Annotated in this window: 15 protein-coding genes; 1 reads left to right on the top strand and 14 read right to left on the bottom strand. The window is 45.8% G+C overall.

Annotation, left to right across the window (positions count from 1 at the left end; all coding sequences use genetic code 11):
• Positions 1 to 522: 522 nt before the first annotated feature.
• A complete protein-coding gene (locus QUB35_RS34000) occupies positions 523 to 1,188 on the bottom strand; it encodes an S-layer homology domain-containing protein (protein ID WP_333146648.1) in 666 nt (221 codons plus the stop codon).
• A gap of 120 nt (positions 1,189 to 1,308) precedes the next feature.
• Positions 1,309 to 4,878: a transcription-repair coupling factor gene (gene mfd, locus QUB35_RS33995; RefSeq protein WP_333146646.1), complete on the bottom strand. Its 3,570-nt coding sequence runs from the start codon at positions 4,876 to 4,878 to the stop codon at positions 1,309 to 1,311.
• A gap of 783 nt (positions 4,879 to 5,661) precedes the next feature.
• On the opposite strand from mfd, the gene QUB35_RS33990 reads away from it, so the two are divergent.
• Complete coding sequence (locus QUB35_RS33990; RefSeq protein WP_333146644.1) at positions 5,662 to 6,999, top strand: hemolysin family protein; 1,338 nt, start codon at positions 5,662 to 5,664, stop codon at positions 6,997 to 6,999.
• A 271-nt stretch (positions 7,000 to 7,270) separates the two neighbouring features.
• On the opposite strand, the gene QUB35_RS33985 is transcribed toward QUB35_RS33990, so the two are convergent.
• The 12 genes from QUB35_RS33985 to cobN all read right to left on the bottom strand — a co-directional run bounded on the left by QUB35_RS33985 (position 7,271) and on the right by cobN (position 23,526).
• Positions 7,271 to 8,602: a hypothetical protein gene (locus QUB35_RS33985; protein ID WP_333146642.1), complete on the bottom strand. Its 1,332-nt coding sequence runs from the start codon at positions 8,600 to 8,602 to the stop codon at positions 7,271 to 7,273.
• 6 nt (positions 8,603 to 8,608) lie between these two features.
• Positions 8,609 to 9,934 (bottom strand): hypothetical protein, encoded by a 1,326-nt coding sequence (locus QUB35_RS33980; RefSeq protein ID WP_333146640.1) that lies wholly within the window; start codon positions 9,932 to 9,934, stop codon positions 8,609 to 8,611.
• A gap of 13 nt (positions 9,935 to 9,947) precedes the next feature.
• A complete protein-coding gene (locus QUB35_RS33975; protein WP_333146638.1) occupies positions 9,948 to 11,180 on the bottom strand; it encodes an SGNH/GDSL hydrolase family protein in 1,233 nt (410 codons plus the stop codon).
• A 4-nt stretch (positions 11,181 to 11,184) separates the two neighbouring features.
• Complete coding sequence (locus QUB35_RS33970; protein ID WP_333127910.1) at positions 11,185 to 11,349, bottom strand: DUF5989 family protein; 165 nt, start codon at positions 11,347 to 11,349, stop codon at positions 11,185 to 11,187.
• Complete coding sequence (locus QUB35_RS33965) at positions 11,350 to 11,757, bottom strand: SxtJ family membrane protein (protein WP_333146636.1); 408 nt, start codon at positions 11,755 to 11,757, stop codon at positions 11,350 to 11,352.
• Between the two features lie 135 nt (positions 11,758 to 11,892).
• The gene (locus tag QUB35_RS33960) at positions 11,893 to 13,869 is read right to left on the bottom strand and encodes a carbamoyltransferase (RefSeq protein ID WP_333146634.1); all 1,977 of its coding nucleotides are present in this window, start codon (positions 13,867 to 13,869) and stop codon (positions 11,893 to 11,895) included.
• 169 nt (positions 13,870 to 14,038) lie between these two features.
• The gene (locus QUB35_RS33955) at positions 14,039 to 14,524 is read right to left on the bottom strand and encodes a hypothetical protein (protein ID WP_333146632.1); all 486 of its coding nucleotides are present in this window, start codon (positions 14,522 to 14,524) and stop codon (positions 14,039 to 14,041) included.
• Positions 14,525 to 14,845: 321 nt separating this feature from the next.
• Positions 14,846 to 15,766, bottom strand: a complete 921-nt coding sequence (locus QUB35_RS33950) for an NAD(+) kinase (RefSeq protein WP_333146630.1) — start codon at positions 15,764 to 15,766, stop codon at positions 14,846 to 14,848.
• A gap of 415 nt (positions 15,767 to 16,181) precedes the next feature.
• Entirely contained in the window at positions 16,182 to 17,981 is a 1,800-nt protein-coding gene (locus QUB35_RS33945) for a hypothetical protein (protein ID WP_333146628.1), read from the bottom strand.
• A 41-nt stretch (positions 17,982 to 18,022) separates the two neighbouring features.
• Entirely contained in the window at positions 18,023 to 18,706 is a 684-nt protein-coding gene (locus tag QUB35_RS33940) for a DUF3226 domain-containing protein (protein ID WP_333146626.1), read from the bottom strand.
• Positions 18,706 to 19,824, bottom strand: coding sequence for an ATP-binding protein (locus QUB35_RS33935; RefSeq protein ID WP_333146625.1), 1,119 nt, complete (start codon positions 19,822 to 19,824; stop codon positions 18,706 to 18,708). The genes QUB35_RS33940 and QUB35_RS33935 overlap by 1 nt, the downstream gene beginning before the upstream one ends.
• Before the next feature lie 45 nt (positions 19,825 to 19,869).
• On the bottom strand, positions 19,870 to 23,526 hold the full coding sequence (gene cobN, locus QUB35_RS33930; RefSeq protein WP_445252131.1) for a cobaltochelatase subunit CobN: 3,657 nt from the start codon (positions 23,524 to 23,526) through the stop codon (positions 19,870 to 19,872).
• Positions 23,527 to 23,649: the final 123 nt, after the last annotated feature.

Raw genomic sequence — 23,649 nt, 5'->3', positions numbered from 1 at the left:
TTCTTGCACCCTTACTACTTTTTTGGTCGGAAAACCCATACACTGTTTACTTTTCTCACTGATTCAGCAAGCCCTATTTAAAGTTACGTCTATCAATGTATCAGTTTTCCCTACACTCCCGCATCCGATTTTTCTGAATAAGTATTTTTCTCTCAGCCTTCAAATGGTTGTGATTGCTTGAGACAGAGCTCATGATCGACGCCGGAAGGGTGATACCGCTGGCATTTCCCGACATTCGCGTTTCCGTTGAGAGACTTTTGGGGTGAGTCAGGGCGATCGCACTAAATTTGAAAAAGTATTGACAAAATCAATCAGCTATGTTATGAGCCTAGATGCGGGAGTATAGCTCAGTTGGTTAGAGCAGGTGACTCTTAATCTCAAGGTCGAAGGTTCAAGTTGACAGTAGGGTGCGTCGCTATCAGATTTTTTAGGTTTCTCAGTAGATGGCTGATGGCGACGCACCCTACGGCTATAATTTTTAAATCCAAAATCCAAAATTTAAAATCCAAAATTCAAAATAATTCACCTTCCCACGCCGCGATCGGGAGGCTCCTCGTCCGGGACAGGCAAAGAACTGGGCCTTACCTGCCGCTCCAAATACTTGCTCAAAGCGTAAGCGATATCCCCGCGAGTCATCGGCTTCAAAGGATTAATCTTATTAGTTGCGATATCAACATTAACAAACCCTTCATAAAGTGCAGTAGCCAGAGACTTTCTAGCCCAATTAGGAATTTCGCCTGCATCTGGATACTTAGCTAAAATTTCGGAAATGCTGGGATCGGGAAACTGAAAAACCCCGTAAGCCTGAGCAAAAATCGCCAAAGCTTCAGCGCGAGTCACCCTTTGATTTGGGAAAAACATTCCGTCGCGATATCCACTCATCGTTCCCGTTTTCAAAGCAGTTTGAATCGCACTGTAAGCCCAGTAACTCTTCGGTACGTCCGGCAATTCCCTATCCGGTTTCTGAGCGGTTTTCCGGCGTTCCAAACCAAAAGTTTTCACTAAAATCACCGCCAAATCGGCGCGACTGACAAGGCCATCAGCATTAAAATTGCCACTGGCATCTTTATTCATCAATCCAGCACTCACAACCCGATCGATCGGGTCAATTATTTGTTGAGATTGAACCGCCATTGGGACTCCTTGCATTAGCGCGATCGCCAAAAAAATACTCACTAACTTTTTCACGATTTTAATCCTTTCTGTCGCTAAAACCATCATGAAAACAGCAGTAATATTTTTTCTGGTTCCATCAGTATTATTCTATGGTTTCGGCGGTGCGCTAGATTTGGGGATTATATATTAAAATCAAACATTTGCTTCTGGCAAAGCGCCCTGCATTTTACCCAACCAATCAATCAAATTATCCAATTGCTTTTGGGCCGTCAAAACCGCCATACCCCGAATAGTAACCTTCCCCTTGCTGTAGACAAAACGAGAGCGCAAATGTTCCGGCAAATTAGCCTTGAGTAAATTCCAAGCAGGCTCTTCCATAGCGGTTTCCAAAACTATGTTCTGCTTATTCTCCGGCTTAATCCGAGAAAAACCGATTTTTTTAGCAATTTGTTTGAGTTCGACCACACGGATAAGTTGCTGGGCTGGCAGAGGAATTGGCCCATAACGATCGCACCAATCAGCCTGAATCTGCTGTAACTCTTCTGAGTTATTAGCAGAAGCCACAGACCGATAAGCGCTCATCTTTTGATCCAAATCTGCGATGTAATCAGCAGGAATAAACGCCGTCAAAGTGAGGTCAATTTGCGCGTCCTCCACTTTCGGAATTTCCTGACCCTTAATTTCCCGAATAGCCTCCTCTAACATTTCAGCATACAAATCAAAACCGATCGCCTCCATTTGACCAGATTGTTCAGTACCCAAAACATCACCCGAACCGCGAATTTCCATATCTCGGACAGCCAACTGATAGCCCGAACCCAACTGCGCGAACTCTTGAATTGCCCGCAGCCTCTGCCTTGCAGCATCAGACAGTTGGTTCTGTTTGGGGTAAAACAGCCAAGCATGAGCTTGAATCCCCGCGCGTCCCACCCGTCCCCGCAACTGGTAAAGCTGACCCAAACCAAACTTCTGCGCGTCTTCAATTAAAATGGTATTGACTCGCGGAATATCCAAACCCGACTCAATAATCGTCGTACACACCAAAATATCAAACTCCGCCGCGCTGAAAGTCAGCATGATGGATTCTAGTTCCGACGCCTCCATTTGACCGTGGGCGATCGCAATTCTGGCAGACGGAACCATCTCCTGCAACTGAACGGCCAACTCATCAATCCCCTCAATCCGTGGCACCACGTAAAAAACCTGACCGCCCCTATCCAATTCTTGACGAATTGCCGATCGCACCACTTCCGGGTTATAGGGAGCCAAATGCGTCTGAATCGGGCGTCGGCTGGGAGGCGGAGTCGAAATCAAACTCATCTCGCGAATCCCCGACAGCGACATATACAAAGTCCGGGGAATCGGCGTTGCTGTCAGAGTCAGAACATCTACCTCTGTTTTGAGAGATTTAATCGCTTCCTTTTGCTTAACTCCAAACCGCTGTTCTTCATCCACCACCAACAAGCCCAAATCCCGAAATTTAATCGCCTTGCTCAAAACAGCTTGAGTACCGACAATCACATCTAATTCCCCAGTCGCCAAACGCTTGTGAATCTCCCGGCGCTCGGTTTCCGTGCGAAAGCGATTGAGCAAACCAACTTCGATCGGATAAGGGGAAAAACGCTCCGAGAGCGTGTGATAGTGCTGTTGGGTCAAAATCGTCGTCGGCGCGAGCAAAGCCACCTGCTTGCCCGCCGTAACCGCCTTAAAAATCGCTCTCAGAGCCACTTCTGTCTTACCAAAACCGACATCGCCGCAGACCAAGCGATCCATCGGTCGATCGCCCTCCATATCGCGTTTGACATCCTGAGTTGCCTTCAACTGATCCGGGGTTGGCTGGTAAGGAAAAGAATCCTCCAATTCTTGTTGCCAAGGCATATCAGGAGGAAAAGCGTAACCTGTTTGTTTAGCTCTTTTAGCATAAAGATTCAGCAAATCCACTGCCAATTTCTTAACAGCTTTGCGAACCTTAGTTTTAGTTTTTTCCCAAGTTTGACCTGTCAGCTTGTTTAGATCCGGTACTTTATCGCCTACAGTCCGAAACCTGGACAAAGCGCCCAATTGATCTGCCGCCACCCTCAGAGTACCGTCAGCGTATTGAATCAATAAATATTCGCGAGTTTCTCGATCGATCGTCAAACGTTCCAACTTGATAAATTTGCCCACTCCGTGCTGGCGGTGAACCACATAATCACCTGGGCTTAATTTATTCGGATCTACTTGCTTAGAAGCAGCGCGACGGCGCTTGCGGACGTAGCTAAAAGTAGCGAGAGAATGCTGACCGTAAAATTCCCGATCGGTAATTAACACAATCCGAAAAGTCGGCAGAATAAAACCTTCCAATTCTGCCAGCCCGCTGTACTTCAAAGCAACCGGAATGTGCTGCAATTGCAACTTATCGATCGCCAAATAATCGCGCGGATTCACCACAAACTGAGCCGGACAGTCGTGTTCCGACAGCAGAGAAACCGATCGGCTCGGTTGAGCCGAAACCAGAAAAATGGTAAAACCCCGATCGCGCTCTTCCCTGAGCATTTGAGACAGCTTCGCAAATTGGTGAGGCATCACCGGCACAGGCCGAGAAGCCAAATTAATCGCAGACGGTAGCTGGTCGCCCTCCGCAGAGCTTTGAATTTTTTTAGCTGTAGAATCTTCTGCCAATTCAGAAAGTTCTAGCCGCTCGAAAGCTGCGACATCTGCCATCGATTCAGCAAACGTGCGGTGAATTTTTGGAACTTTCAAATTAGCAATTGGCAATTTTTCTGTTGCCTCACCAGCAACAACAGATTCCCGATTGCAATTATTCCACTGTTCCTGTGCATTCTCATACCAGCGGTCGCTGTGAGCTTCGCACCCTTGGGGTTCGTCAATAACAACTAAAGTATTTTCTGGCAAATAATCTAACAAAGATGCAGGTTGCTCGAACGCTAAACCCAACAACCTGCGGACAAATTTTTCCGCTTCATTTTCGGGTTCATTTTCTGTGTCAACAGAGCCTATGTGGTTGATTTCGTCAACCTTTTTTTCAGATAAAACTGCTTTAATAATTGTGTTAAAATTAGTAGGAGTTAACACCAACCGATCGACCTTATCGAGCGATCGCTGGGAAGACGGGTCAAACTCCCGAATTTGCTCCAAATCATCCCCAAACCATTCCAGCCGCACTGGCAACTCAGCCGCTACCGGAAATACATCGACAATATCGCCCCGGCGACTCCACTGGCCCTCCATTTCTACCAGAGTCACTCGATCGTACCCCATCGACACCAGTTGGCGGTCAAGTATCTTCGAGTCTTGAACCGCACCTCGCTTCAGCGTCAGACAGTAGGGTTCAAAAGCAGCAGGTGGCGGCAAGTGAGACTGGAGAGCTCTTTCGGTAGCTACAATCGCGATCGGCTTAGAATTAGCGTTTGTTTCTCGTTTCTCGACCAAATCCGCCAGCACCTGCATTTGTCCCCAAGTCATTTCGTTCTCGTCGGAGTAAGATAGCTCGTAGGGCGAAGCCTCCGAAGTTGGGTAAAAATGCACAGTCTGCCAGCCCATAGCCTCCAGCCCTGCCACCCAGCGGCCCGCTTCTTCTAGAGTGGCCGTCACTACCAGTAAACTCCGCCCTTCTTGTTGTGCGAGGGCGGAAGCTACTAAACCTTTGGGCAACCGGGCGATGCCGTTGAGTTGCAAGCAGCGATGGCGCTTGAGCTTGTTGAGGAGTTCTGTGGCTAGGGGCGATCGCCCCAGGGTACGAATTATTGAAGAGAAAGTCATGCGCTTTTAATTTTAATCCCTGATCGGCGAAGGCTCTTTCCCTTGGCCTGTTAAGGAGATTGTACGACAAACATTCATGATTGTGCCGCTCTGCTGTTGACGCCTTGGAACTTAACTGGAGATAGATTTCTGCTTTAATATGTCGATCCTGCGATCGCGATCGAGCCAGTTCCGTTAATCTAGTGACAGGTTTAGAAAAAATTTCGATTTTGCGATCGAGATTTGCAGCTTCCAGACCTCTCCTGTCAGAAACCTCAGCTATCAGGCGTGAGGCTTGAAAGAGAAATCTAACAGGCCATTCTGACCAGACTAAGCTTTAAATAGCTATGTTATTTAGGTCACGACACCCGCTTGATGCGAAGCTAGTCCCTTGCTCTGTCGCTAGTGGTTAAACAGTCTTAAGGTCACGCTCGACAGTGCTGCTAGCCGGCGCAAGCCTTTATAACTTTGTCGAAGCTAACTTTACCCCAGAAATGGGAGTTTGGGGCAACCATTCCCCAAAAATCGGAGAGGTTGCATAAAATTCCCTCTCCGACCCCGAAAGGGGATTTAATTCAATGTAAAGCCGTCCTATAAGGACGGGGCTTCAGACCCAGTTTTTTGGTGACTGCACCCAAAGACGGATACCCTGCCACGTACTCAAGTTGTGAAGATCGAAGAATTTTAGACATTAGGGAAATCCCCCAGATACTGGCGGCGTCGTCAATCTAAAATCTAAAATCTAAAATCTAAAATCGACTAACCGGGCACAGCGCTTCGCCGTTACTACCGAAAATTTTAGAAATGTCCCCAAGTACCGATATTCTGATTGTTCTCCTGCTAATTTTCCTCAATGGCTTGTTTGTGATGTCAGAGATGGCCATCATCTCTGTACGGAAGGTGAGACTGCAACAGATGGCCAACCAAGGTTCAGCCAATGCCCGCGTAGCCTTGGATCTGGCTAATGCCCCCAATCAGTTCTTGCCGACAGTTCAAATCGGGATTACGATGCTGGCCATTCTGTCGGGCGCTTTCGGAGAAACGACGATTTCTAGAAGAGTAGAGCCTTTGTTGCGCCTGATCCCTGCCCTCGCGCCCTATTCTCAGACGATCGCCTCAGTAGTAGCAGTTTTAACCATCACTTATCTGACCTTAATTATCGGCGAACTTGTGCCGAAGCGGCTAGCGCTCAACAACCCGGAGCCGATCGCCTCAAGCGTAGCAATTCCCATGCGAATGCTCTCAAAAATTGGCGCTCCTGCGGTTTATTTGTTAAGTCATTCCACTGACTTAGTGATGCGGCTGATGAGGATATCGCCCTCGACAGAACCGCAAGTTACAGAAGAGGAAATTAAAGTTTTAATCGAGCAAGGAACCGAAGCCGGAACCTTTGAAGAAGCCGAACAAGACATGGTAGAAAGAGTCTTTCGTTTGGGCGATCGGCGAGTCAGCGCCTTAATGACCCCGCGTCCCGATCTTACCTGGCTTGACCTCGACGACTCAGTAGAAGAAAACCGCCAAAAAATGCTCGGCAGCGGTCATTCTCGGTTTCCCGTGTGTCAGGGAGGGCTCGACAACGTTGTAGGTTTAGTACACGTTACTGATATGCTGTCTCGGACTTTAACTGGTCAACCCCTAGATTTAAGCGCTTCTTTACGACGACCGTTATTTGTACCGGAAAGCACGCGGGGTTTAAAAGTATTAGAACTTTTCAAACAATCTAGCAATCAAATTGCCTTGGTAGTAGACGAATACGGCGTCATTCAAGGATTGGTTACAGTCAACGACATTTTAGTCGAACTCGTTGGCGACTTTCCCTCGATTGAAGATGCTGACGAGCCGGAAGCCGTGCAGCGCGAAGACGGTTCTTGGCTGTTAGACGGAATGCTAGCAGTCGAAGATTTTTTTGAGATATTTGGAATCGAAGAATTGTCAGCAGAACACAAAGGAAGTTACCACACAATGGGCGGTTTTGTGATTACAAATTTGGGCAAAATTCCCACAGCAGCCGAGCATTTTGAGTGGAACGGTTTGCGCGTGGAAGTAGTCGATATGGACGGGAACCGAGTTGATAAAGTCTTGGTAATGCCGATCGACTCAGCGGGCGATCGCTCCCCCAGCCAGCCAAAAACCCAAAACTAAAAACCATGTAATTTTAATCCATCGACATAATACCCGTAGGGGCGGGTTCACCAACCCTCATCGCCGGAAACAAACAATCTCAAAAACCCGCCCCCACCCAACGATAAATCATCACCTACATTTAGGAATTAAATATAAATATCAGGTTGATGTGAATTATTGGTGAGTGGGGCGGGTTTTTATATATTGTTGGTTATCGTTATATATTGGCAGGTTTACCCGCTCCTACGAGTTCGCAAATTGTACAATAACGAATCAACCAGACATAATATCAATTCTTCTTTTTTCTTTCCTCCTTCCGCAAAGCTTCCAGAATAGAACGGCCCACATAATCACTAAAAATTACTTCCCCAGCTTTATTGTAATGACAGCAGCTATCTACATAAACAGCATCTTTAGTCCCATCAAATACATTTACACCATTCAATATATTAATATTATTTTTTTCCAAATTAGGAAACTTTTTGAAAAGAGCCGGATATCCAATTTCTACAGATTTAGCATAAGGAGTCTCCTTGTTAAAAGCAATCTTCTTTTCGGCTTCACCAAACACCCTTTTCGTCTGATAATATTGATTAGGCTGAAGAACATGAAAATAAGGCACATTACTAGCTGACAGCACTTTGTGCATAAAAATTGAACTTTTTGCCCAATTCCATGCCATTTTTTCAAAAGCTACTGAATCCGGTAAAACCGCCTTATTAGTATTGATATAAATAACGCTGCTACTGTCATCTTTTTGTTGTTTAGTCTGTTCTTCTTCAAACTTAAGAACATCTGCTTTATAGTTATTTACTAGATGTTGAACGTAAACAGAAGTCAAAGCATCGCACGCAGCTAAAGAGCAGTTTTGTAAACGTTCCAAACCCTGATTAATCCTAGTTTTATTTTCTTGAATTCTGAGAGTTGCTTCCATAGCCTTAGTAGAAAGGCTATTATTCGCGAAGTTAGCCAGTGGCAAAATATGCTGAATGCTTGGCATCGCCAAATCGACGTGATTTTTATTGTTTAAGTTAGAAAGTGCTACTTCATTAAAGCCATCTATATTGACGACCATATCTAATTCTTGACCTAAAGCCAAAAAGTAGTTTAAAATTAATAATTGCTGCGGCTGTTTGTAGCCTCCCGTTGCAAAAGACAAAATTACAAATTCTTTATCTTTTAAACCGGGCAACTGTTTGAGGTATTTAGGTAAAATTTGATTCTGAACTTGAAATATTGCATAATCAGAAGCCACAGAACCGCCAAAAACTCCTATAAAAAACTGATTATTTTTAGTTTTTTTGAGAGGGTAATCGTAAGGAGAAATAAACCCATAATTATTGACTTTAAAACCCGGTCGAAAATCGCGGCTGGGTTTTTGAATAAACCCAAAAAAAGGATGAAATCTTTCCACAATAGACTGATTCAGCCGCACTCCTTCTAAATTTATTCCTAAATCCGACTTATCTTGCACTTTTTCTCTAGTATAGAAAAATTGCTTGTGCTTGACAAAATACCATCCCAAGGAACCGAGTTCCAGGAAAACCAGTAAAAGCGCTAAGTTAATCAAAGTTATCTTGAGAACTTCTTGTCCGTTTTTGAGGAATTTTAAATCTTTCATAAACTTTTATTTCGACTCTCTTACTACTTTAATAATTGAACTAGAAACATAGTTTGCCAATACTTCGTCTCCGACTGAATTATAGTGGCAGCAGGCATCTTTGTAAACCGTCTCTTTTGTATTATCTAAAATATTCACTGCGCTAAAAACATTAACCCCAGCTTTTTGCAAATCATCGACTTTAGACAACAATACCGGATAACCTTTTTTCACCCCTTCAATGTAGGGACTCTCTGTGTTAATCGCGATTTCCTTTTCCTTGGCGGTAAACGCTCGCTTAGTAGGATAATACTGGTTGGGCTGGATAAAGTGAAAATACTTAATCTTTCTACTTGATAAAATTTGATTCATCCCGATCGACGATTGGTACCACATTGATGCCATTTTGTCAAAAGCAGCGGCATCCTGCAAAACAGAGTCAGCTTTGGGAATGTACACTATACTGCTATTTGCCGTGTCTGGGTTGGATGGTTTAACTTGCGAATCGTACTTGAGCACTGCTTGCTGGTAATTGTTGACTAATTGTTTCACCTGTAGCGAGGTGACAGCGTGACACAAAGCAAGTTGACAAGTTTGCAATTTGTCAATACCTGCTTTCAATTGTTTTTTTGTTTCGTTAATTTTCACTATGGAACTCATCACTTCTGGCGACAAGTTATTGCTCGCTAAACCTGTTAACGGCTGTATGTGCTGAACGCTGGGCATTCCTATTTCAACTTGGGCTTTGTTGTTTAAATTTGACAGTGCTACTTCGTTAAAACCGTCAATATTGATGACTATATCTAACTCTTGACCCAAAGCCAAAAAGTAATTTAAAATTAACAATTGTTGCGGCTGTTTGTAGCCTCCGTTGCCAAAATTTAAAACAATAATTTCCTTGTTGGCAAATTCTCGATAAGTCTTCAATTTGTTAGACAATCGACGATTTACGTATTCAGCAACGGCAAAATTATTCGCAACTGAACCGCCAAAAACTCCGATGATAACTTGATTTTTATTGGTTTTCACAACCGGATATTCGTAGAGGGAAAAAAAACCCTGTTTGTTGACTTTTAACTTTAATTTTTCATTAGTGAAAGCACCTTGTTTTAGCACATACCCAAAAAGGGGGTGCAGTCTTTCTACGATAGATTCATCAAGTCTAATGCCGATCCTTTCAATATCTTCTACTACTTTTTCTTTGGCTTTAGTTCGGGTATAAAAAAACTGCTTTTGGTTGATAAAATAAAAAGCTAGCGACAAAGCTTCCAGACAAATAAAGGCGATCGCCAAATTAACCGCGATTATAATTAATATATTTTTGCCTTTTTTCAGCGCAGTTGAATCTTTCATGAAATTTGACTGATTACGGTTGTTTTTTGGGGAGTTGAGACTGCTTCAGTTGTTGGCACAAATTTCGGTTAATCAGGATACTAGCCAGCCGATGTCCGAGTTCATTCCAGTGACCTCCACAGGGTACAGAATTCTCAAAACCGTGGGCGCATACTTGATATTTGTCCGTGTAACCTTGGATCTGTTCGGATAAATTCAGTACCCGAAAACCCTCGCGCGCGCCCAATTTTTTTAGTCGCCTATCGGGATAAAACAAATCCTGAATGTTGTTCTTTGTCATAAATTCTTTTCGCACCAGGGCCTCCGGTCTAACTTGCATCGGATCGCCGATCGTCACAACCAAGAAATCAGCATTTTTCTGCACGACTTCATTCCGCATCGTCACAATCAAACCCTCTGTCACCCTCCAAGCCTCTTGCCAAGCTGCATTCTGAGGTTCCTTGAAGTTTTGGGTACTTAAAGTGGTAAAATCCTCAGATAACTCGCGCTTTTTCCTTTCTAAGTCTACTTTTTTAATAACCTGCAAAATGCGCGAATTGTTGACGAGCCAATTGGGCATCCTGTCTACGAAGGAAACTGCTCTTTCGTTGCGATCGATCGGCGGCAGATTGCGAAAAGACATATCCGGTACTAACTTGCCACTAGAATCATAAGCAAAAAATGGTCGGTAGCGATCGTATTCCAGTTTCGGAGAATTATTGATCACATCATTGCCAATAAAAAAAGCAAGAATTACAATATCAGGATTGTAATCCCACACTTTTTTTCGCAGCATAATTAATTCTTGAGCAGTACCGTAGCCCTGCACCCCGAAATTAATTACCTCAACATTTTTGCGTCCCTTAACAGCTTCGCAGTTGCCTAACTTTCGTTCCAATTTTGACCAGAAAGTTTGTTCGACAGGTACGTGAATTGCTTCGGTGAAAGAATCGCCCAAAACCGCAACGCGCAAAGTATTTGGAGGTTTTGCTTTTGTATGTTCCCGATCGCGCAAACCCTCGCTATTCACCTGCACAAAACTCCCACCTTCCCCATTCCACTCGCCCGACACATCAGGTTTCAGCTTCCAGCCCAAATTCGGATCGGAAGTGTGAAAACGAGTTGGCGCCGAGTCTGCGAAATCTCCTATTTTTGGATAGCCCTCAACTTTAGCCACTCGCAATCCAATTTCACCAATTACCACCCCCATCAATAAACCGCCGAGTGTCAAACCCAAATTGACACCCAAATCTTTCAACTTGCTCATTATTTCAAAACAGGGTGTAAATAAACGGAGCAATCACAGAACCCTGACTCAATACAATCAAAGCTCCCAAAAAGACTAAAGTCACAATCAGGGGCAACAGCCAATACTTTTGGCGTTCTTTCATAAACGCCCACAAATCTTTGATAAAATCTAAAGTTGCTTCAAACACTTAAAAAGGACGCTCCATACTAACTTTGGTTCTTGCTTTACTTGGGACGCGGTAAGTATCCATTTTAGGATTGAGTTTGCGCCGCATTGCATCTTCGCCCAACAGGCTTTTAATAACTCCCATCGGCCAAACTATCAGGTAAAAAACTATCCCTAGGACGATCGGCGTTTCGATTTTGTTAAGAATAATTCCAAAGCGCATCCACCCGTGATAAACGGGATTAAGCGATTTCGGCGCCACCAATGCTAGCAGCACCATCACCCCGCAGATTGCCCAAGGCCACCAAGGTAGAGAATGCCGCCGCAGTAAAGGTACTGCTAAACCGAACAGCACTGCAATCAAGCCGCCAATTAGCAGCCCGAAATCGCGCAAGCCTTTTTTGTCTAGTTTTTTAATTTCGTCGCTCATTAGAAATGGGGAATGGGGAATGGGGAATGGGGAATGGGGAATGGGGAATGGGGAATGGGGAATGGGGAATTAGTTATTAGTTATTCGTTCCAACTAATAACTAATGACTAATGACTAATGACTAATGACTAATGACTAATCTAGTTCAAATTCATTTTTCCAAGCATCATCTTGTTTCCAAGGAATTTGTTCGGACTTGGGAAGCAAGTAATTTTCCAAAACCAGATAGTCCATTTCGGTTCGCATGAAACAGCGGTAAGCATCCTCTGGAGTGCAAACAATGGGTTCGCCTCGGACGTTGAAAGAAGTATTTACCACAATAGAACAGCCCGATCGCTTTTCAAAATGGCTGATTAAGTCATAGTAGCGAGGATTGGTTTCTTTGTGAACAGTTTGGATGCGAGCCGAGTAATCGACGTGGGTGACAGCCGGAATCTCGGAACGCGGAATGTTGAGCTTTTCAATGCCAAACAACTGCTCTTGTTCCGCAGTCATGGGAATGCGGAGACTGGATTTGACAGGTGCTACTAATAGCATATAAGGGCTGGAATGGTCAATCTCGAAATAATCCGCAACTCGTTCGGCTAAGATTGACGGCGCAAAAGGTCGAAATGATTCCCGATATTTAATTTTCAGGTTCATCACGGACTGCATTTTAGCACTGCGGGGATCGCCAATGATCGATCGACCGCCCAGAGCCCGCGGCCCAAATTCCATCCGCCCCTGGAACCATCCCACCACATTTCCCTGTTCCAAAATTTCCGCCAACTGCGGCATTAATTCGGCATCCTCCAATCGGTGATAGCTGGCTTTGACAGCATCCAAATATTCGAGAATTTCTGCGTCAGTAAACCTCGGCCCCAAATATGAGCCCCGCATTTTGTCGTGACAAGTTAAATGAGCAACAGACTTCGCCACAGTTGCCACCGCTTGGTTTGCAGTGAGAACTTCAGTCCTCTCCTCAACCGCTGCGTTTGTAGTGATAAGTTCAGTTTTGAGGGATTCTATACTATTTGCTGTCGAGTTCGCGCTCACAGTGCGAGTTTGTTCGTAATACTGATACCAAATCGCCAAAGCCGCACCCAAAGCACCGCCAGCATCTCCCGCTGCAGGCTGAATCCAAATATCTTTGAAAATACCTTCCCGCAAGAGTCTGCCGTTAGCAACACAGTTGAGAGCAACGCCGCCGGCAAGACAAAGATAATCCACATCCAATTCTTTTTTAACTGTTCTGCAAAGCCGCAAAACAACTTCTTCGGTAACAACTTGAATGGAAGCTGCAATGTCCATTTCTCGCTGAGTCAATTTTCCTTCAGCTTGACGTGGCGGCCCTTCAAACAGTTCGTCAAACTTCTTGTTTGTCATGGTTAAGCCAACTGTATAGTTGAAATAATCCATGTTCAAACGGAAAGTTCCGTCATCTTTGAGGTCGATTAAATAGTTGAGAATCTTGTCTACATACTTGGGTTCGCCATAAGGAGCTAAACCCATGAGTTTGTATTCACCAGAGTTGACTTTGAAGCCGGTGTAATAGGTGAAAGCTGAATAAAGCAAACCCAAGGAGTGGGGAAAATCGATTTCCCACTGAGGTGTAAGTTGGTTCCCGTCTCCCAACCAAACTGAGGTTGTGGCCCACTCGCCCACGCCGTCGAGGCACAAAACGGCTGCTTTTTGAAACGGGCTGGGGAAAAATGCCGATGCTGCGTGGGATTGGTGGTGTTCGGTAAATAGCAGAGATGGCAGTTTATTTGTTTTGCAGTTTGCTATTGCTGCCAGATCTCTTTTGAGCATGGTTTTGAGGTAAAGCTTTTCTTTGAGCCATATCGGCATGGCTGCTAGGAAAGAGCGAAAACCTTGGGGTGCGTAGGCTAAATAGGTTTCGAGAAGGCGCTCGAATTTGACTAAAGGTTTGTCGTAAAAAACTATTCGATCGACTTCCCGCAAATCTATTTTTGCTTCTTTCAAGCAATAAGCGATCGCATTCTTAGGGAATCTGGCGTCATGCTTTTTGCGGGAAAATCTTTCTTCCTGCGCTGCTGCTATAATTTCTCCGTCGCGAATTAAGGCTGCGGCGCTGTCGTGATAGTACGCCGAGATTCCAAGTATGTTCATCGCTCTCCTCACAAATCGCAATGCGTTTGCTTTTGACTATTTAGAATAGCTAACGATTATAGCTGCTTCAGTGCTGATTGGGAATTGAATTTTGCGATCGCCTCTAATTTTACCTGGATCGATGTCGGTGCAAAGTCCGAGGACGATCGGCTGTTAGAGAGCATTTAAGCTAGCGCCGGCTTATCCTGCGCCCCCAAGCTCTGAAGTAAGTTACTACCGGGAATTGATAAAATTCACCTATCAACCACAGCACGATTCCTAAATGGGACAAAAAAGCTAAGCCTGTCCAAGCTAGGGGCAGCCACGACAACCGGCTGCCGGGAACCGGGGGAAAATAGTAAGCTGAAAGTCCCAGCAAGGTAGTGGGAAGGAATATTAGACCCAAAGCCGCTGCCAAGTAGGGCCATCCGAATTCTACGCCTTCGAGGTGGGCTCCTATCCACTGTTTGCCGTTCCAGTGCCAAGTTACGGGCGGTTGGCGATCGGCCATTTGGAGCGATTGTCTTTCAACGCTGGCGGTATAAATGTGCTGGCAGAAGTTGCAAGCTAGGGCGTCCATCAGTGCTAGGGTGGAAATTTGACCGGTGCGGCACACGGGACAGGGATATGTATCTTGAGGGTTGAAAGGTCGGGTTGATTTTTTGAAAATCTGCATAGATTAGGCTGTTTGTCAAGATATTGAGCGATCTTAACAAAGTACAGAGATTATGGGTTGGGTAAGGTGGGTTTTGCCTGTAAAATAGCATCCTGTAGGGGCGGGTTTTACGAATAATATTTAATGACCGCAAACCATCTATATAAACCCGCCCCCACACAACTAATAACCCAGATCAACCTTTCTTTCGCTCGAAGCATAAAAATGTAAATTGCGATTTATCGCCTTGTGGGGGCGGGTTTATGAGATTATTGATTTTAGGCAAATATTGTTGGTAAAACCCGCCCCTACAGATTAATGATTAATGGTCGATGATTCGGATTAATTGCGGTGATTGTTGCTGTACCGAATTCGGGCTCCTGCCCAGTGAAGTTTTTCCCTCAAAGTGTTGAAATAAGAATAGTTTTCCCGCAAAATGATAAACTTGGCTTCGCAGTCCGCCTTCCGCACGTCTACGCGCTGTCCTGGCCAAATTGCAGTACCCAAAATGCCGTCTGTCCAGAGTTTGGTACTGAGTTCGTAATCTGCTAAAGGCCAAATGCTGACGACTGAACCGGGCGGCAGGACGATCGCCCGACTGGATAAACTCAAAGGGCAAATCGGAGTAACTGCGATCGCCTCCATTCCCGAGTGCATTATCGGCCCGTTGGCAGATGCGGTGTAGCAAGTCGAACCGGTGGGAGTTGCCACAATTAAACCGTCGCCTTGATATTGATCGACTACTTCGCCGTCAACTTCCATTTCTAGAATACAGCTCGGCATTCGATCGGCTGAAGCAGGTTTGACACACATTTCATTGAGTGCCAAAAATCGATCGCTTTGGGGTTCGAGATTGCTTCTGTTTCCCTCAAAAACTGTTGCCTGCAACATCATCCGCGTCTGCACAGCATACCTGTCTTCCGAAAGTCTGTCCCAAATCTCCTCAGTATTTTGGAAATCATCAAAAGACTCGGTTAAAAAACCCAGATGTCCCCCCACATTCGCTGCCAAAATCGGGATGCCGTCAGCCGCCAAATTCCGCGCCGCAGCTAGGGCAGTACCGTCGCCGCCGAGCACCACCGCTAAATCTATTGGGCTGTTACTAGAAGCTAAAAACACCGGATACGGGTTATCTTTGGGGCCACTCGGCCCCATTAAAACCTGACACCCGCGACTTTCTAATTGGCGGGCACACTGTTCTGCCCACCGCTGGCTGAGGGTATCTCTGGCTTTGTGGGCGATAATTACTTGTTTTAGTTGCACAACCTATCGATTTTAGATTTTAGATTTTAGATTTTGGATTGTTAGATTTTAGAGTGATCTCACAATCTATCGATTTTGGATTTTGGATTGTTAGATTTTAGAGTGATCTCACAATCTATCGATTTTGGATTTTGGATTGTTAGATTTTAGGCTGAGCGAAATATCTTAAAATGTTCGATCGCACAAATTGGTTTTGGACATCAGGTTAGATTTTAAACTATTTTTGAGCATTGCGAGGCAGAGCCTGTGGATCTGTGTTACCAGGATTTGCCTGGTAAAAAGAAAGCCGGGAATAAGAAATATTATTATGACTGCATTTCCACATCTTCCGACTTCCCTCGGACTGACATCCGTTACATCCGTTACATCCGTTACATCCGTTACATCCGTTACAGAATCCGTTGCCGAACTTCCTTCACCCGTCGCTGCGGCTGGATTTGGGCCGTGGCCAGATAATGCTGGAATCGGCAGCGAGTAGGCTAGAAACTGCGCTCGCCCCAAAGCGGTTGAGGTGGCTGGGGTCCAAAAAATAGTCGTTGCGGCCAGGCCACCGCTGCGACAAGTCGCGGAAAGCGAAGCCTTTTTGCCGCGAGAGTTGCTGCATTCGCTGCCGGAACTGCTGTTCTGCCCGCAGGCGAGTTCCGTCTAAGTAGTCGTCGGTGAGGGGCAAATTGACGAAAATCAGGGGAATTTTGCGAGCTTTGGTAAATGCTACAACTGAATTAAAGGCAGTTGCTTGTTTGCCTCCGAGGTTGAAGTTTTCGTAGTCGCGATCGTACTGGCCTGAAACGTAAGCGCGTTCTCGATAATAAGTGTTGGGATTGTACTTGCCCGACATAGCCATGAATCCGTTGGAGTCGATCGAATCTGCCAATTGGTTGAGTTGTCGGATGGCTACTGTTGTGCGTCGCGAGACTGGAATCACTTGTGCTTTTTGGGTTGCTGCATCTGCTGCGATCGGTTTTAACTCATATTTTGCAGCCTTCTCAGCAACGGGCAAGATGCCCGTTCCACTAGATAGGAATTTGATTGTGGGGAGTAGGGGTTGGGTGTTAGCAACGGGCAAGATGCCCGTTCCACTAGATAGGAATTTGATTTTGGGGAGTAGGGGTTGGGTGTTAGCAACGGGCAAGATGCCCGTTCCACTAGAGAGGGATTTGATTGTGAGGAGTAGGGGTTGGGTGTTAGCAACGGGCAAGATGCCCGTTCCACTAGATAGGAATTTGATTGTGGGGAGTAGGGGGTGCGCGTCTTGCCCGCCCGTGAAAGGTCGATCGACAGATGCCCATGCTTTGCGGAAAGTATTTTTAGCGCAGGGCTGCGGGAATCTGTAACACTGGGGAATCACATTCGGTTCATCCGACGGCAGTTCGGGGCGAACGCCTGCGGCTATAAGTTGGCTGCCTTCAGAATCGACGATCGAATTAAAAGTGCGATCGTCCCGGCCGCTGTTAAATGCGCGCACACCATCCGCCCAGACAATCATTTGAGGCAAATGATCCGGCTTCAAAAGCCGCCGCAGTTGAAAGTCAACTACTTGTGCAGTTGCACCGTTGACTGAAAAGTTAAATACTTTTAAGCCCGGACGGCCCCTTTGGGCCAAAGATTGTTTTAGCTGTTTGGGATCTACGCCCTGCAATGCGCGGGAACTGCCGACAATCAAAACATCTGGTGGCCCGACGGCAGCAACGTAGGATAGGTAAAGTTCGAGTTGTTCGTTGAGTAAATCGCTGCTGAAGCTGACTGTACTGGCTTGCGATCCGTTTGCGCCCGCTTGCTGTTGGGAATAAACCAGGTTTCTCATGTACTCCACCACTTTTTTCTCCGCAAAAGCCCGCCTGGGACTGCCGGGGGGAACGGCTTGCATCCAGGCGACGGCCTGCACCCACAGGGCGGCTACTTCGTCCCAGTCTTCTTTTGAATTGGCTGATTGAGCCAAATTAGAAGCTTGGGTGGCAAAGTTAACTGACTCCGTGAAGGCATCGTTTTGGGGGCATGAGGGAACGCTGAGGGATTTTCTGGTTTTGTTGGGGTTTTGAGCTAACAGAGACGTTGGCGACTGCGCTAGGACTGTGGATTCGATCGAACCCGATGGCCCTGCGGTGTTGGGTGGCTTCGTTGACGAACATCCCAAAGTTACGGCTAATACAGCGGCTGCGGCGCAGGTACGTTTGAGGATGCTGGTGCTGATGCTAGCAATGTAGCGGCGAATCATAAAGCTTTCAGCGATCGCGAAACATTACTAGATATTACTCATTATTCGGCGGATCGAGCAATTAGCTCAAACAGATGTTTTAACCATTCAATAAAAATTAAGGCGATCGGGCAATCGCACCTGAGCACCTGCGCTGTTATTGCTTGTCCCATCGGCATTGCAGGCGTTTTCTGCCATGCCAGCCAAGTGTGGATTAGCGCTTTGGGATGATGAGTTAAAGTGTAGCGGTTAAGTCCGGCTTGTTCGATCTCTTGTAAAATTGCTTCTGCTTTCGGATGCAGGGTGTCGCCAGGAGGGATGAGATAGGCGACAAAATCTTCTAACATTCCAGGAAGTTGATTGTTTGGCATCAACCAAACTCCGACGCGAGGCAAGTATGGATCTGAAGGTGTGCAAACCCAGCCTTCGGGAGGGGGAGATTGCGGGATGTCTCGATAGCCGATCGAACTCAGTTTATCTTTAAGAGATTGCCACCGCCCACTTAAATTGCGATCGGCATCAACCACAATTCCCAACGTGCGTAAATTCTCTGCTTTCAATCTTTCTGGCAAGCCATTTAGCAGCGCTTCAATTCCTTCTGTACCGTCTTCTTGCGGTACTTCGACGGAAAATGTTTCTGGCAGTTGATATTGCTGGCACAAAGCCCAGATTACGTGTCGGTCATTCTTACCTTCTACCAATAACTGTTGAGGTTTTGATTGAGGAGGTTTTCGTGCTTTTGGCATCAGCGCACCTCGATACTTTGGCGCACTGCAACGGACAATTCATCGGGAGTGTATTCAACTGCACGAATATCCTCACCGCGCCGACTCAAGCGAAATAATTTGCCAACAGAACTATCTTCTGACTGTTCTAAGGCTTCTTGAAATGCGGCTATACAATCCCAACTGTGGGTAGTTGCAAAGACTTGAACGTTCAATCGCTGTGCTGTTTCAAATATCAATCGCCACATATCAGTTTGGGTTTGATAGTAAAGACCTGTATCAATTTCATCAACCAACAAAAAACCATTCTCTGATGAGACTGCTACCATTGCTATACTAAGAATTCGTTGCATACCATCTCCCATACTGCCTAGAGGAATTGGGTGATTCTGTCCTCTAATTTTAATCAAAATACCACTGTTATTAGTGGGATTACTGGTAAAACTAATACGTTCTACATCTGGTTCTAAGATTTGCATTGCTGCTACTACGCTTTCTTCTTTTGGTGTCAGTGTAATAGCATCCCAAAGCCCAGCCATTTTGTTAAAAGTTATTGCCGTAGTTTTGATTAAATTATAATTATCTTTGCTGGCTCCAACAAGCGACAAAGAGTTATCATGTATCTCTGTTGATTGAACCGAAAGTAAACTACTAATATTAGCAATAGTCGCATCGCGCAGCAGTGAAATTTTGACTCGGGAATTTTGATTGTAGTAAGCAATTAATTCCCATGCTAAAAATCTTGTTTCTAGTTCTTCAGCTACCGGAATTACCTCTTGTTGGTTTGTAGGGTTTGCTTGGATTTTGAGTGAGAGTTGTTCTTCTTTCTGGGATTGAATGTAAATACTTCGATCTGGGGTTAGTTGATGTCCGTAAAAAATATGTTCAAATTGATACTTGCTGCGGTTTACTGCTTGGCCCGATGCAAGTTGAGTTTTTATGTTGCTCATTTCGCCACGGCCATTTAGTACATCAAACAAAGCTTGAATACTCTGTTGTTGGACTAATAAATAAATGGCTTCCAAAAAAGTAGTTTTACCGCTATTGTTCTGACCAACTATCAGATTAACCCTAGCTAACTCGTCGATATGAAAATCTTTAAAACAGCGATAATTTTGGATGGTGAGATCGCGCAACATGGATTCCTCGCATATTAACTAAATTCTATCATTTCTCCGTTCAGACTAGAAACCAGTATGGGATTCGATGACTGCTTCGGCTTGCAGGGCGATCGACCTCAATTTATCCAATGTATCCTGGTTCGCACTCTGCCACAACCCCCGCTGACGAGCTTCTAGCAATCTTTCCGCCATATCTCGCAGTGCCCAAGGATTGTTTTCTTGAATAAATGCCTGCACTTTCTCATCAAAAATGTAAGCCTCTGCGATTCCTTCATACATAAAATCCTCTACACAATTTGCCGTAGCATCGTAAGCAAACAAAAAATCTACAGTTGCTGCTATTTCAAAAGCGCCTTTATAACCGTGTCGCATCGCACCTTCTATCCATTTGGGATTCACAGCCCTGCTGCGATAAACCCGCGCAATTTCTTCTCGCAGTTGCCGCACTTTGGGATTCTCAGGAATGGAATTATCTCCGAAATAGGTTTCAGGATTTTTGCCTTGCAAATTGCGGATTGCGGCCGTCATCCCGCCTTGGAATTGATAATAATCGTCCGAGTCGAGGATGTCGTGTTCGCGGTTGTCTTGGTTTTGCAGAACTATTTGCATTTGACCGAGGCGTTGTTCAAATGCTTCGGGTGCAGAACATCCCCATTCACCCCCCCTAACCCCCCCTTGTAAAGGGGGGGGACAAGAGTTGGATTTGGCCTCAGAACTTAATTCACCCCCCCTAGCCCCCCCTTGTAAAGGGGGGGGACAAGAGTTGGATTTAGCCCCCCCTTGGTAAGGGGGGGTTGGGGGGGTATCCCCTGGTTGTAAAGGAGAGGAAGTAGATTGAGCCCCCCCTTGATAAGGGGGGGTTGGGGGGGTATTCTCTGGTTGTAAAGGAGAGGAATTAGATTTAGCCGCCCCTTGATAAGGGGGGGTTGGGGGGGTACTTGTATAGGCGTAACTACTCCAATTAATGTAAGCTTTTGCTAAATCGCTGTCATCTGTCCAGTTTTGAGCTTCAATTATGCCTTGAAGTCCTGCGCCGTAAGCACCTGGTTTTGAGCCAAACACTCGAAATTGCGATCGCCCTTGCGCCTCTTCCTGACTCAAACCTGTAGATTCCCAATACAAAATCTCTTCCTTAACTTGTGCTGCTAAGGGGTTGTCTTCTGCCGATTCGTCTAAATCTGCCACAGCTTTTACCGCACTATCAAACAAATCAATTAAATTAAAAAAAGCATCGCGGAAAAAGCCAGAAATTCGCAAAGTAACATCAACTCGCGGCCGCCCCAAAACAGAAATTGGCAAGATTTCAAAATCTACAACCCGGCGCGAAGGGCCATCCCAAACTGGTTGAACTCCTATCAGCGCCAAGGCTTCGGCGATGTCGTCACCCCCCGTCCGCATGGTGGATGTTCCCCACACTGACAAACCCAAAGTTTTCGGATATTCGCCGTTTTCTTGGGTGTATCTTTCGATTAAAGTTTCAGCAGCAACTCTGCCAACTCTCCAGGCGGTTTCTGTGGGAATGGCGCGAATATCTACTGAGTAAAAATTGCGACCAGTGGGCAATACATCAGGTCTGCCGCGAGTGGGCGCGCCCGATGCCCCGCTTGGTATGTGCCGCCCATCTAGTCCGCGCAAAAGGTTGGTAATTTCTTGGTTTGTTTGGAGGAGTGATGGTAAAAGATAGTTATTTATCCAGTTTAATTCTTGTTGGGTTGCTTCTCCTATTTGGATGTCTTTAACCGCAGATGAACGCGGATTAACGCGGATGTTTTCGATTAATTTATCTACTAATTCAGCGGCTTTTTCTTCGAGTTCTGCTGTTAAATCGCCTGCTGTGCGGTGCTGAATTATCGACATTGGATCGCAGGTTAAGGGGTCGAAATCGTAGCCTGAGTCTTCTGCTAGGGCGCGGGTTAAGCCCGATCGCCCGTTGGTGGGATGGCGGGCGATCGCAATTATCAAATCTCTCAACTGTCTACCTTCGGGACACTGCCCGAAAATGTGCAATCCGTCGCGAATTTGGGATTCTTTAAGTTCGCAAAGATAGCCATCTGTGCGGGTGATAAATTCTGTAAATTCCGATTTATTGAGTTGTATTCCTAAGTCTTTATCTAAGTTTTCTTTGTTGGTGAGGGCGAGAATGCGATCGCGAATCATGGGCAATCTGGACGGATCTAAACTTTGGGCTTCGCAATACTCATCAATTAAGGTTTCCAACTGCTGCAAAGGCCCGTAGAGTTCGGCGCGAGTCATCGGCGGTGTCAGGTGGTCGATAATCACAGCTTGCGATCGTCTTTTTGCTTGGGAACCTTCCCCCGGATCGTTGACAATGAAGGGATAAAAATTCGGCATCGCGCCTAATGCTACTTCTGGATAACATTTGTTAGACAAGGCTATACTTTTACCGGGAAGCCATTCTAAGTTGCCGTGTTTTCCAGCATGAATTATAGCGTCAATTCCCAATTTTTCTCGCAACCAATAATAGTAAGCTAGATAATTGTGAGTTGGTTCTAAGTCTGGGGCATGATAATTTAACGCGGGGTCAAGTTCGTATCCCCGCGATGGTTGAATTCCTACAAATACATTACCGAAATGAATTCCCGGAATCGGAAAAGACCTATTGTTACTTATAAAATCTTGTGCATAGCTTCCCGGAAGCCCCCATCTTTTACAAATTCCATCTTGCACTTCCTGCGGCAAACTAGCAAAATATTCTTCATATTCTGCCAAATCCAAAGATTGATGAACAGACCGCAATTCGCGTCCTTCGGGGTCATTTGTCACGCCGGAAGTCAGGAGTTCAATTAACTCGTTGCCACTAGCCGGGATGTTTTCAATTTGATAGCCAGCTTGCTGCATAGCTTTGAGGATTTCGACACAGCTAGCGGGGGTATCTAAGCCGACCCCGTTGGCTAAGCGGGCGTTGCGAGTGGGGTAATTTGCCAGAATTATGGCGATGCGTCTGTTGGCGGCTGGGGTTTGTTTCATTTTCACCCAATTCGCGGTTAAATCTGCTACAAATGAAATGCGATCGCCCGCTGCTACATAGCCTACTACATCTGTTTCTAATTCGCTGTTCCAAGTCTGTACGGCTTTAAAAGAAACAGCCCTAGTAATGATTTTTCCGTCTACTTCTGGCAATGCTACATTCATCGCCACATCGCGGGGCGAAAGTCCCTGAAGTTCCGTTTCCCACTGTTCCAAACCGCCACCGCTGAAGATTGCTTGCAATACGGGAACGTCTAAGGATTTTAAGCTGTTTTGTTCCGGTTCTTGATTGCTGAAACCGGAGACTGCAAAACTTGTGGTGTTGAGCAATAATTGAATTGGTTCTGATTCCTTAGGTTGGAAATATTCCAGCAATTCTATTTGCAAATCTGGTTCCCGCAAAGAAGACACAAAGACGGGAACGGGGACTAAGTTTCGCTCAGATAGAGCTTGACAAAGTGCATCAATTGGTGCTAAGTTTCCTGATAAGTAATGAGCTCTATAAAATAATATTCCGACCGTAGGGGCGGTGCCCCCGTGCCCGCCCTCGCCGTACCCTTTAGGGAGTGTTTCCAAACCCGGAGATCCCCCCCAGCCCCCCTTAATAAGGGGGGGGCAAGAAGTTGTCAAAGTCTCCCTTGTTAAGGGGGATTTAGGGGGCTCTGAATCTGGTGGTAAACCCGGAGATCCCCCCCAGCCCCCCTTAATAAGGGGGGGGCAAGAAGTTGTCAAAGTCTCCCTTGTTAAGGGGGATTTAGGGGGCTCTGAATCTGGTGGTAAACCCGGAGATCCCCCCCAGCCCCCCTTAATAAGGGGGGGGCAAGAAGTTGTCAAAGTCTCCCTTGTTAAGGGGGA

It is taken from the genome of Microcoleus sp. B13-B6, from assembly GCF_036705405.1.
In the GTDB taxonomy this organism is placed as follows: domain Bacteria; phylum Cyanobacteriota; class Cyanobacteriia; order Cyanobacteriales; family Microcoleaceae; genus Microcoleus.
This window is presented reverse-complemented; position numbering and strand designations above follow the sequence as displayed.